This is a genomic window from Candidatus Pelagibacter sp. HIMB1695 (assembly GCF_052047655.1).
GTDB lineage: Bacteria > Pseudomonadota > Alphaproteobacteria > Pelagibacterales > Pelagibacteraceae > Pelagibacter.
The window spans coordinates 392893-405180 of the sequence record NZ_JBNAJT010000001.1; the positions used below are offsets into that span (position 1 = coordinate 392893).

The following is a 12288-nucleotide window of genomic DNA, read 5'->3' on the forward strand; positions in this document are numbered from 1 at the left end:
TATTTAATTAATTCCTATATTTTATTTAAATATTATAATTACCTTTTATTTGCATGCAGGAAATTTTAATAATACTTCAAAATTTTATATCCTCTTTTGATACGATTGGTCTAATTTTAATTATAGTTTTAACATTAATAGGCTCAATTGTAGCCGGAATGTCTGGATATGGAGCTGGAATATTAATTGGAGTTGTTTTGATGCCTATGGTTGGTGTTAAAAAAATTGTGCCCATTGTAACAATCCTTACCTTTTATATAAATTTTTGGAGAATAATTTTATACTGGGAGCATATAAACTGGAGAAAATCTCTTTACTTTTCTGCTTTTGCAGCACCTGGTTTATATTTTAGTACTTATTTTTTTTCAGTAGCATCTACAAAAACTTTAACCTTGATTGTTGGTTTTTCGATATTTGCTTTAGTTATATTAAGAAAATTTTTTTTAAATTTAAATATATATTTAAATAATCAGCTGTTAGCTCTTTACGCAATTTTTACAGGTTTGTCATTAGGTGTCATTTTAGGACCTGGATTGATGATACTTACAGGATTGTCTGCTAGTGGATTAACTGGGTCTAATTTAGTAGCCTCAAGTTCTGTTGCAGATTTAATTACAATTATAGTCAGATCTATTCACTTTTATAAATTAGGTGTAATTGATTTAGAAATTTTCACAATTGGAAGTTTTTTGGGCATAATGTGTCTTTTTGGAACTTATGTTGGAAAAAAAATTGTAGATAAAATTGGCAAAAAAGTACATCAAACTTTAATAGAATTTTTTATGCTTTCTGGAAGTATTATAATGATTATTAGAGCTTTAACTCTAGATTAGATAGGAGCATGGCCAACACTCATACCACCACAAACATATAGTGTTTGACCAGTTATAAATGACGCCTCATCAGAAATAAAAAAAGATATTGCGCTAGCTACTTCTTCCGGTTTACCAAATCTTCTCATTGGATTTTGAGTCATGTATTTTCTTTGATAAGATTTATTTTGACTATTATTTTTAATTTGCAATTCAGTTAGAATAGGTCCAGGAGAAACCGTGTTAATAGTGATGTTATATTTAGCAAGCTCTAACGCCCAGGTTCTAGCAAAACCATATAAACCTGCTTTTGCCGAGGAATAACTTGTTCTAAGCTCTCTACCTAAAGCCGCTCTACTTGCTACATTTACAATTCTACCAAATTTTCTTTTTTTCATATATTTAACTAAACCTAAAGATAGTTGGATTGCAGGTCTCAAATTTAATTTAATTGATTTATCAAAAGTTTTTAAATCCAAATTATCAATCGATTGGCCAAAAGATGCTCCAGCGTTATTAACAATGCATGTAACATTAAGTTTGCTTACTTTTTTAATTAATGTTTCAATTTCATTTTCATTTGATAAGTCACATTCAATAAATTTACCAGGAAAGTTTTTAACTTTAGATCTTGCAACTCCAATAATATTATATTTTCTTTTTTTTAATAATTTAGAAGTAGCAAGTCCAATTCCTCTATTAGCACCTGTGATTAATACTGTTTTCATGATTTATATTTTATAACATCTTCTGTATTGATTTGGAACGATTTTATTTTTTGGATTTAATTTTGATAATTCTTTAAGAATAAAGTTTGGTTCATAAATATACTTTCTTGCATTAGAAATTAAATCTACATCGTTGTTGTTAATTATTTTTTTTGCAAAGTTAATATCATCTAGCATACCACCAACCCTAACTTTTATTTTGCAGCTTTTTTTAATTTTTTTTGCTAAAGCATAATTAAAATTTGGTTTTGGTTTAAAGTCTGTTTTTGAAATCAATCCACCGCTAGAAACACAAACATAATCAAATCCAATTTTTTTTAACTGTTTAGTTAAATAAATTGAGTGTTTTAAGTTTATGCCTTTTTTAATCCAATCCACTCCAGTTATCCTTGCACCTAAGACTTTATTTTTTGGCCAATTTTTTCTAACTACTTCTGCTACTTCGATTAAAAATCGACATCTATTTTTTAAGTTTCCACCATATTTATCGTTTCTTTTATTTGAAATTGGGGAAAAAAATTGATGCAACAAATATCCATGCGCCATGTGTAATTCTAAACAATCAATATTTAATTTTTTTGCTAATTTGGAAGTAATTGAAAATTTTCTTTTGACAGTTTTTATATCTATAAGATTCATTTCTTTTGGAGTTGGCCAATCGTATTCTCTTTTGATTGGTGAGGGAGATAAAGTTTTCCAAGATTTTTTTTTTAAAGTTGAATTTGGCTTAATCCATGGCAATTCTGTGGAACCTTTTCTTCCAGAATGTGAAATTTGAAGACCAATTTTAATATCTGAGTTTTTTTGAACATGAGAGACTAATTTTTTTAAGTTTTTTAAATTATTGCTGTTTTCTAAACACATATCAGAATGAGTTATTTTTCCTTTTTTTTCAACTGCTGTTGCTTCTATCATCAACAATCCAGCTCCTGAATTTGCTAAATTTTCTAAATGCTTGTAATGCCAATTTATTGGATTGCCGTCTTTTGATGAATATTGACACATAGGTGAAACAACAAATTTATTTTTAAATGTAACCTCATTAATTTTTAATTTACTAAAAATTTTTTCTGTCATTTTTTTATTATTTTTTTATTTTTATTTTCCCAATTAAATTGTTTTGATGAATAAAACACAATAATACAAGTCAATAAAATTAGACTTACAGACAGAGGACGTTGTAATGTATAAAGTATTGGGTCTCCTCTTGAAACTACCATTAAATCTCTTAGACCATTCTCTGCAATAGGACCTAAAATCAAGCCCAATAAAGCAGCACCCGTAGAAAAATTATATTTAGTCATCAAATAACCTAAAACTCCAAAACCCATCATTATCCAAACATCAGCGATGTTATTTGTGTTCACATAAGTCCCAACTATAGAAAAAATAATTATTAAAGGAGCCAAAAGCCCCTTAGGCATAATTGTTAGGTGGGCCATGCCTCTTGCCATTATAGCTGCAATAAAACCCATTAATATATTAGCAGCTAAAAAACCCCACATGACTGTATAAACTACTTGTGGATTATTTTTAAATAAACTTAAACCTGGTTGTAATCCGTGTATAACAAGAGCGCCGAGTATTACTGCAGCAGAAATACCCCCAGGTATACCAAGTGTAAACATAGGTATTAAAGAAGTGCCTGTTGAGCCGTTATTTGAACCCTCGGTAGCAGCTAATCCTTTAATCTCTCCTTTACCAAATTTATCTCCTAATTTGCTTTTTTGTATTTCCCATGCATAGGCTATCCACTGAGCAATACTTCCACCTGCTGCAGGAATTATTCCTAAGACTAAACCACAACCCCAACCTCTAAATAATGAATTTTTAACTTTTTTTATTTCTTCAAATTTAGGCCAAATATTCCAACTTAATTTGGAGTTACCTCCAATGGTATCTTCTGCTTTAGATAAAGATAATTCAAGACCTTGGGCAAAAGCAAACAATCCAACTATTGCAGGCATTATTCCTATACCTGAGGATAAAGTAGCTGATCCGAATGAAAACCTTGGTATACCAGAATAAAGATCAATTCCAACTGTAGATAAAAAAATTCCAAAGAAACCTGCAATTAAACCTTTGAATATATGTCCAAATGATATTGATGCGATAGCAGTTAAACCTAAAACAGCCATCAGAAAATATTCTGCAGGACCAAACAATAAAGCTACCTCAGCTAATGGAGGTGCCAATAAAAGTAAAACCAAACCACTTATCAATCCACCTAAAACACTTGCAAAAGTCGAAATTCTAATTGCTTGTATTGCTTTTCCTTGTTTTGTTAACTCATAACCTTCAATTGCTGTCGCAGCAGATGCAGAGGTACCTGGTGCTCTTATTAAAATAGCTGAGAAAGATCCACCGTACATGCCGGCAGCATAACAAGAGACCATAAGTATAAGAGCTTCGGTCGGTGGGAAGTTGAACGAAACTGGTATAAGTAGAGCAATGGCCATTGGTGGACTTAAGCCAGGAATAGCTCCAATTACCAAGCCAATTAAAACACCTAAAAAAAGACAAAACAAAACACTTATTGAAAACAAATTCCCAAAATAACTTAATGCTTCAAAAATATACATTAAATCAACAATCCTTTAGGCAAATTAGTCTTTAAAAATAAACTAAAAAAAATATACATGAATGGAATTAGTATAACTAATGTAACAAAGATGTGTTTAAAATTCTTAACTCCTAAATAATAACTTGAAACAATAAAAAATAATATTGTTGAAACAAAAAAACCTAAAAATAAGATAGAAAAAACATATAAAAAAGAAATAAATAAAATAACGTAAGGTCTAAAATTAATTAAAATTTTTTTTTTTGATTTATAAACCTCTTTATTTTGAAAATAATCTAATATAGTAAAAATAATAATTAAAATTGCACAAAAAGTTGGAAGTAAATTTGCATAATCAGTGTATTCAGTCGAAATAAAAATTACTGCTAATGATACTAAGAAAATAAAAATATTTCTTAAAAAATAAATATTTATCATTTGGAATTATGTAAGAGGCTAACATTTTTTTTGTTAGCCTCTTAATATTGTTTTATAAATTATTGATTCCAATACTCTACAACTTTTACCATTTCTTCAGTATTAGTTATAAAGTTTTTCAAATCACCTCCAGCAGCAGTCCAAATTCTACTTGATTTAGACATTTCTGCTAACTGATAGCCTGGATTAGCTTGAGCTTTATTAATTGCGTTCTTGAACACATCATATTTATCCTGAGGCAACCCATTAGCAGCTATTAAAGTTCTTGCTGCAAAGCCTAAGTTTTCTACTCCAGTAACTTCTCCAAATGTTGGAACAGATGGTAAATATTCAGATCTTACAGTATCTAAAACTGCAACAGGTCTCATTTTACCTTCTCTAATATAATTTACATAATAAGATACATTTCCAGCTATCATATCTGTAGTTCCCGCTAACAATTCTTGAACTTTTTTAGCATCATTATTTGCATAAACTTTTCCAACTTTAAATCCTGCAAGTTTTTTTTCAGCAAAAGCTAAACCTTGATAATCATCAGATCCAATTGCTGTTGTACTTACTAAAAGTTTATTTGGATTTTTTTCGGTATAAGCAAGTACATCTTTAAGACCGCCAGTAAACCTTTCATCATCAGCTCTTACCAACCATAAACATGGATCATAAGTTTGACCTCCAATAAAATTAAAGTCTCCAACAGTTTCTGTTCTTTTCATTTTTGGATCTAGATAAGCAAATACATGTGGTAAATTTACTAAACCAATTTTATGATCATCTTTTTTTGGATCCCATTGAGCCATTTGACCCCAAGCTACCCAACCGCCACCACCAGCGATGTTTACTACATTTACAGGCACCCCTAGCTCTTCAGCTAAAAACGGTGCAAATATTCTAGCACTTCTGTCCGTACCACCTCCAGCTTTCCATGGAACAATTAATTCAACAGGTCCTTTTGGAAAATCAGCAGCTAATGATGAACTTATCAAAAGTGACATTGCTGAAATAATCAAAGTTATTTTCTTAAATAAAGTTTTAAACATGACTTTTTTTCTCCTAGTTAAGTTTTAAATATAATTAAATATTGTTGATAGAAAATGTCAATATGGTATAGTTGACTAATCAACATTTAAATATTTATTAATGACTTTAAAAATAAGTCACTCTTTCATTTTATCAAAATTAAACTTTTAAATTAAAATTTTTCAACTAGATGTTTGATATTCATATAATTTTACTACTTACTTTTTTTGGATGTTTGTCAGGATTTTTTGCTGGTCTGTTGGGAGCTGGAGGTGGAATGATAATAGTTCCTGCATTGTTTTACGTTTTCAAATTAATGGATTATAGTAATGAAATTTTAATGCACTTAGCAGTGGGAACTTCTTTAGCAATAATATTTCCCACATCAATTATTTCAGCTTACACACATTATAAGTCAGGAAATTTAGATAAAAGTTTTTTTAAATTTTGTAGTTTTTTTATTGTAATTGGAATTTTTTTTGGAGCTATATTCACCTCAATAATAAATACTATTAATTTATTAACAATATTTGCATGCTATACACTTATATCAGGCATATTTATTCTGATTAAGAAAGAAAAATTAGAGAAAGAAAAAAAAGAAATATCAAATTTTTTTAAGATTATATTTGGATTAATTACAGGATTCATATCAGTTCCTTTAGGAATTGGAGGTGCTTCAATCATGGTTCCAATTATGAAATTTTATAATTACTCAATAAAGATAGCTATTGGAACCTCTGCACATTTTGGAATAATAATTTCATTCACTGGTTTTATATCAATGATAATTAGTGGAAGTTTTTTTGCAGAAATAAATGAACCTTATACTTTGGGATATATTAATTATTTAAGTTTAGTAATTTTTATACCATCAACATTTATTATGGCTCGTATTGGAGCAATTACTACCTCTAAAATTAAAAAAGAATTATTAAATAAAATATTTGGAATTGTTTTAATTATTATTTCTATTAGAGCTTTTTACGAAATTTCTAATTTTTCTAATTAACGATCTAACGTGGTAAGGGCATCAAATTTTGACATTGCATTAACAAAATTTGAATAATCTTTTTGTGAAAAAGAAAGTTTATTTATTTTATTTTTACTCTCTTTTTTAAAATTAAGAACATTTATAGTTTTTTTTAAATCTTCATCATCTAAATTTTTAGTAATAAATACAATTTTTGATTGCCTATCATCAAATGGCCACTTATCTAATTTTATTGGTTCATGAAATACTTTTTGTACAGCATTAATTAAAAGAACCTTTTTTTCTACTTTAATAATACCTTTCATTCTTAAAAGGTTATTACTTTTAAATCTTGCTAGCGCATTAAGCCACAATTTAAGTCCATCTTTGGTTATATTATGTTTAATATTAACAGATATTGACTTAACTTTTTTTGTTTCATTAACAAAATTTTTTTTGTGTAAAAAATTTGGTTTGTTTTTCAAAGTGTTGTCTATTTTTTGAATTGTCAATTTTTTAATATTAAAATTTGTAAATAATTTTTTTATTTCATTTAATTTGAGTAAGTTTTTGTCTAAAATTTCTGCATGTAGATTTAATTTTTTTAATTCTTTAATGACTTCTTTTTTTTTATCATTTTCACTAATATCTGTTTTGCTTAGTAAAATTATATCTGCTGAAGTAATTTGTTTAAAATTTTCTAAATGATTATGTAAATCATTTTGAAAATTTACAGTATCAACAACAGTAATCAATGATTTAAATTTTATTTTTTCAGAAATTATTTGATCTGAGACTATAGTCTGAACAATAGGTATTGGATCAGCCAATCCACTTGTTTCAATTATAATTCTATCAAATTTTTTCTTAAGCTTTAAAGTATCATCTAGAGTCTTTACTAAATCTCCTGAAAATGAGCAGCATAAACATCCGTTATTTAGGACTATTTTATCATCACTTTTTTTTTTAATTAAATGATGATCAATACTTATTTTGCCAAATTCATTAATTATTAAAAGTGTATTTTTAAACTCTTTATAATTTATTATATCGTTTAAAATCGTTGTCTTACCACTACCCAAAAAACCAGTAATGATTGAAGTTGGAATTCTTTTTGGCAATTTTAATCCATTACTTTCCATTCCCTATAGTCGGTTGGGAATGGTTTAACATCGTTTCCTTCGGATCTATCAACGCAAATTTTTCCTTCTTTTAATACCATTAAAATATTTTCACGTTTTCCTAAAACTTCGATATTTTCTGCCGGATTACCTTTAACCAAAACGATGTCAGCTAATTTTCCTTCATCAAGGGTACCTAGCTCATCATCGATATGAAGTGCTTCAGCAGCATTTTTAGTCGTTGTCATAATTGCATCCATTGGCTTCATACCTAGATCAACATAAATTTTTAGTTCATCAGCGTTAGATCCAATATCTGGTTCAAAACCCATATCTGTTCCCATAGCAATTTTTACTCCAGCTTTGTAAAATGCTTGAAAAGTCTTAAAACAATCAGGTTGAATTCTTTTCATTTTCTCTAAAGTAAAAGAAGGAGTGCCTATCTCTCTTCGAATATCAATTGCATGATCTGTTCTATGAGAAAGAGTTGGTGTTACTGGTACTTGTGCCTCAACTAATTTTTCTAAAGAATCTTGGTCGTGAAATACCATATGTTCAATGGTATCTGCTCCTGCTTTAAGAGCCATTCTATGAGCATCTGGTGTAAAACAATGAATTGAACAATAAGCATGTAAAGCATGAGCTTCATCACAAACTGTATCTAATTCTTCTTGAGTGTGGTTTCTTACATCTGGCTCTTCTTTGTCAGTACCCCCTCCTCCAGACGCACATGTTTTAAGCCAATCTGCTCCTTCTAGTAAATTTAATCTAGCTAGTTTTCTCATTTCATCTGGACCATCAGCGGTTGCTTTTGGATTTCTCAAAGAACCTCGTGGATTAATTAAGTCTAAATGAGAACCTGTACCAACTGTAAATGCTCCAGTTTTTAGTCTTGGACCAGATAAAATTTCATTTTCAATTGAGGTTTTAACTGCAGTTGATTGAGCTGTTAAAAGTCCTCTATTTGACATTAAACCTAGGTCTCTTAATGTTGTAATTCCTCTATCCAAACAAAGTTGAGCGTGAAACAACATATACATTTGTTGTAATTCAGGAGTTATTTCCCATTGAGCTACTCTATAATTTTTAAAAGTTAGGTTATTATACATGCATAAATGAATATGGCAGTCCATCATACCAGGTATAGCACTTACATCGTTTCCTAAATCAATTAATTTATAGTTTTTATATTCTTGTAAATTAATTTCTTTATCACTTCCGACTTTTTTAATAATTTTATCCTCTACAACAATGATCCCATTGTCTACAGAAAACCCATTGCCATCAATCAATTTTCCAACTTTTATAATTTTAATATCGCTCATAGAATTTATTTATTTTTTTGAATTAAGATAATATATTATTATTATACTTTTAATTAAAAGTAAATAATTAGTTAACTAGTCAACTAATATATTGACTTTCTCAATCAATCATCTAATTTAAGTCACATGAGTGAAAAAAAAACAAAAACTGAAGGTGCAACAAAAGCAGGTTCTGGCAAGTATTGTTTTCCAATGAAATCTTTAGACGTAGTGCCAGCCGGCACAGGTTACTCAACTTCAAAAGGTGGGGTAGTTGAGGGTGAAAGAATGCTTGTAGGCTATATAAACAAAGCAAAAGGCACAGGTTCAAGACCTCATAGTCATCCAAACGAACAATTTAATTATATATTACAAGGAACTTTGGATGTTGAAATTGATGGTCAAAAATTTTTAGCTAAAGCTGGAAGTGTTGTTTACGTACCAGCAAATATGGAACATTCAATGGTAGCAACGCCAGAAGAGGATGTAATATTTATTGCTATCAAAGATCTTTCACATGGTATAATTGGCAAGGCTACAGATGGAACAATGGATGGTCCAAGATATATGCCTGGTTTCGAGCCAAAATAAATTTGAAAATAGATAATAAATTTAAAAGTAAATTTCTCAATAATAGACCAACCCATGAAGTATGGGGATCTAAAGGTGGCGTCACTTCAATGGATCCTATTGCAACCACTGTGGGTATAAACATTTTAAACAAAGGTGGAAATGCAATTGATGCATCAGTTGCAATTGCTTCTACATTAGCAGTAACAAGCCCTAATTGGTCAGGATTGGCTGGTGATAGTGCTTGGCTTTATTACAATGATAAAAATAAGAAAACTTCTCATTTAGACGGATATTCAGTTTGTCCAAAGAAAATTGACATAAATTATTTAAGAAAATATCTCAAAATAAAAAACGAGTCATTCATTAATAAAGAAGAGCCAGTAAATACTAGAAATGAAGGGATATTAACCTCTATGATACCCGGAACACCCTTTTTATTAGATTATGCTTGGCGTAAATATGGGTCATTAAAATTTGAACAATTAATAAATCCTTCAATAAATTTAGCAAAAAATGGATTTCCTATAAGCGATTATCTTTTTCATGCATTTGATAGTTATCATAACAAATTATCAAAATTTAAATCAACAAATAAAATAATTAAAGAAAATAAAAAAATAAGACCTGGTGAAACTTTCACTCAAAAAGATTTATCCAGAACACTTTATAGATTTTCAAAAAATAGATCTAATGAGTTTAGAAATGGAAAAACAATTCAAGAAATATTAAATTATTGTAAAAGCAGAAATCCTTTTTTTTCAAAGGATGATTTTAGTAAATATAAAGTAATTGAACGAGACACATTTTCAACTAATTATAAAAATTCTAAATTAGTTACTTCAGGAATGCCCACAAGTGGAATTAATTTATTACAATGTTTCAATTTATTAAAAAATTATAATTTGAAAAATGTAAAATTTATGTCAGAAAAATATTTAGAAATTCTTATTTCTATTTTGCAAAAAATATTAAAAAATAGAAGAAAATATAGCTCAGATCCAGATTTTATAAATTTTAATCAATCTGAATTAATTAGTAAAAAATATTTAAAATCAATTGCCAAAATTTCTTTTGATCATAGAAAAAAAAATAAATTAAACTTAAAGGATGGAGGAACGACGCATTTTTGTGTTTGGGATAAAAATAATAATATAGTTTCTGCAACACAATCTATCGGTTATCAATTCGGTTGTGGTGAAATTGCTGATAAAACAGGTTTATTTATGAATGACAGAACTTGGTGGATGGCTTTAAAAAATTCTCCCAACATAATTGAGCCAAATAAAAGATGCAATATAGGTCATGCTCCTATTATCGTTTTTAAAAATAATGAACCATATTTGACGCTTGGAAGTCCTGGTGGATTTGGCATTATACAGTATCTTTTTCAGGTACTTTCACATGTTTTAAATTATAAAATTAATCTACAAACTGCTATTGATTTACCAAGATTTAAAATTGCAAATAATATTCAAGATGTATATTTTGAGAAACGATTTAACAATTTTAAATTTTTAATAAAAAATAAAAATTTTAATATCAATTTCTTTGATGAATGGACTGACATTGTTGGTGGTGTTGAAGGGATTGTGAAAAATTCTTCCGGTAATTTTTTAAATTGTTATGATGTGAGAAGAAATTCGCACGCAAATGGATTAGTGTAAATTTTAGTTGATTTATCAACTAAATATATTAATTTGTAAATAATGTTTTCCAAAATCATAGATAAAAGTGTCTGGTATGGGCCTGAAGAAGAGAAGAAAAAAGATTGGATCTACAAATTAGATAATGAAGATATAAGTGAAATTGAAAACTCCACTGAAAAATTTTTATCCTCTAACAAAAAACTAATAAATTTATCTAAAGAAGATTTTAATTTAAAAATTTTAGAAAAGAAATACTTAAGCAAAATTGATGATGAATTAAAAAATGGAAGAGGATTTGCATTAATTAGAGGAATGCCAGTTAATGAATGGAAAAGAGAGAAAATAATAACAGCTTATATGGGTTTATGTTCTTTTTTTGGTAACTTTAGAGTTCAAAATAAGAAAGGTCATTTGCTAGGACATATTAAAGACTTGGGTAAAGACACCAAAAAAGATTTTACAGCAAGAGTGTATGAAACAACTTATAGACAAACTTTTCATAGTGATAGAAGCGACATAGTTTCATTATTGTGTTTAAATAAAGCCAAAAAAGGAGGTGAGTCTTTATTGGTTAGCTCTATGACAATTTTTAACAAAATTTTAGAGAACCATCCAGAATACCTACCTACTCTATTTGGACCATTTCCTCTTGATAGAAGAGGTGAAGAAGGTGGTAATCAAAAAGGTTACTCTATGACACCTGTTTACTATGAAAAAAATGGAAAAATATCTTCATATTTTTTAAGACAATATTTAGAAAGCTCCACAAGATTTGAAGGAGTAACTATTTCTGAAAAACAAAGGGAAGCACTAGACATAGTGGATAAATATGCAAATGATGAAAAGCTTTATATGAGAATGATGTTTGAGCCAGGTGATATACAGCTAATTTATAATCATACATTATTTCACGACAGAATGTCTTACGAAGATCACGAAGATATAAGTAAAAAAAGACATCTTTTGAGATTATGGATATCAGCTTATGAAGATAGAGAATTGTCAGAAAAATATATAGACAGATGGGGAAGTATTAAAATTGGTCAAAGAGGTGGTGTATTTGCAGAAGATTTAAATATAAATATTCCACTAGAAGCAAATTAATTAAAATTT

At 28.6% G+C, this 12288-nt stretch carries 12 protein-coding genes; 5 read left to right on the forward strand and 7 right to left on the reverse strand.

All coding sequences use genetic code 11. From position 1 onward, the window contains the following. Window positions 1-53 precede the first annotated feature (53 nt). On the forward strand, window positions 54-833 hold the full coding sequence (locus ACTTAX_RS02210; protein ID WP_440692507.1) for a TSUP family transporter: 780 nt from the start codon (window positions 54-56) through the stop codon (window positions 831-833). On the opposite strand, the gene ACTTAX_RS02215 is transcribed toward ACTTAX_RS02210, so the two are convergent. From ACTTAX_RS02215 to ACTTAX_RS02235, 5 genes are read right to left on the reverse strand one after another with little or no spacing between them, the layout of a single operon-like run. Next, the gene (locus tag ACTTAX_RS02215) at window positions 830-1540 is read right to left on the reverse strand and encodes an SDR family oxidoreductase (RefSeq protein WP_440692509.1); all 711 of its coding nucleotides are present in this window, start codon (window positions 1538-1540) and stop codon (window positions 830-832) included. The genes ACTTAX_RS02210 and ACTTAX_RS02215 overlap by 4 nt on opposite strands. A 3-nt stretch (window positions 1541-1543) precedes the next feature. Beyond that, the gene (locus tag ACTTAX_RS02220; protein ID WP_440692511.1) at window positions 1544-2617 is read right to left on the reverse strand and encodes an oxidoreductase; all 1074 of its coding nucleotides are present in this window, start codon (window positions 2615-2617) and stop codon (window positions 1544-1546) included. Continuing rightward, complete coding sequence (locus ACTTAX_RS02225) at window positions 2614-4122, reverse strand: tripartite tricarboxylate transporter permease (protein ID WP_440692513.1); 1509 nt, start codon at window positions 4120-4122, stop codon at window positions 2614-2616. Before ACTTAX_RS02225 ends, ACTTAX_RS02220 begins: the two co-directional genes overlap by 4 nt. Then, a complete protein-coding gene (locus ACTTAX_RS02230; RefSeq protein WP_440692515.1) occupies window positions 4122-4541 on the reverse strand; it encodes a tripartite tricarboxylate transporter TctB family protein in 420 nt (139 codons plus the stop codon). The genes ACTTAX_RS02225 and ACTTAX_RS02230 overlap by 1 nt, the downstream gene beginning before the upstream one ends. Before the next feature lie 59 nt (window positions 4542-4600). Beyond that, window positions 4601-5578, reverse strand: coding sequence for a tripartite tricarboxylate transporter substrate-binding protein (locus ACTTAX_RS02235; protein ID WP_440692517.1), 978 nt, complete (start codon window positions 5576-5578; stop codon window positions 4601-4603). Between the two features lie 170 nt (window positions 5579-5748). Between ACTTAX_RS02235 and ACTTAX_RS02240 the strand changes: the two genes are divergently transcribed. Further along, on the forward strand, window positions 5749-6570 hold the full coding sequence (locus tag ACTTAX_RS02240) for a sulfite exporter TauE/SafE family protein (RefSeq protein WP_440692518.1): 822 nt from the start codon (window positions 5749-5751) through the stop codon (window positions 6568-6570). Here ACTTAX_RS02240 and ACTTAX_RS02245 read toward each other — a convergent pair. Further along, the gene (locus ACTTAX_RS02245) at window positions 6567-7673 is read right to left on the reverse strand and encodes a CobW family GTP-binding protein (RefSeq protein ID WP_440692520.1); all 1107 of its coding nucleotides are present in this window, start codon (window positions 7671-7673) and stop codon (window positions 6567-6569) included. The genes ACTTAX_RS02240 and ACTTAX_RS02245 overlap by 4 nt on opposite strands. Further along, window positions 7655-8977, reverse strand: a complete 1323-nt coding sequence (locus ACTTAX_RS02250; RefSeq protein ID WP_440692522.1) for an amidohydrolase family protein — start codon at window positions 8975-8977, stop codon at window positions 7655-7657. The genes ACTTAX_RS02245 and ACTTAX_RS02250 overlap by 19 nt, the downstream gene beginning before the upstream one ends. Before the next feature lie 126 nt (window positions 8978-9103). Between ACTTAX_RS02250 and ACTTAX_RS02255 the strand changes: the two genes are divergently transcribed. From ACTTAX_RS02255 to ACTTAX_RS02265, 3 genes are read left to right on the forward strand one after another with little or no spacing between them, the layout of a single operon-like run. Continuing rightward, the gene (locus ACTTAX_RS02255) at window positions 9104-9547 is read left to right on the forward strand and encodes a cupin domain-containing protein (RefSeq protein WP_440692524.1); all 444 of its coding nucleotides are present in this window, start codon (window positions 9104-9106) and stop codon (window positions 9545-9547) included. Between the two features lie 2 nt (window positions 9548-9549). After that, window positions 9550-11193, forward strand: coding sequence for a gamma-glutamyltransferase family protein (locus tag ACTTAX_RS02260; RefSeq protein ID WP_440692526.1), 1644 nt, complete (start codon window positions 9550-9552; stop codon window positions 11191-11193). Window positions 11194-11235: 42 nt separating this feature from the next. After that, a complete protein-coding gene (locus ACTTAX_RS02265) occupies window positions 11236-12279 on the forward strand; it encodes a TauD/TfdA family dioxygenase (RefSeq protein WP_440692528.1) in 1044 nt (347 codons plus the stop codon). Window positions 12280-12288 lie beyond the last annotated feature (9 nt).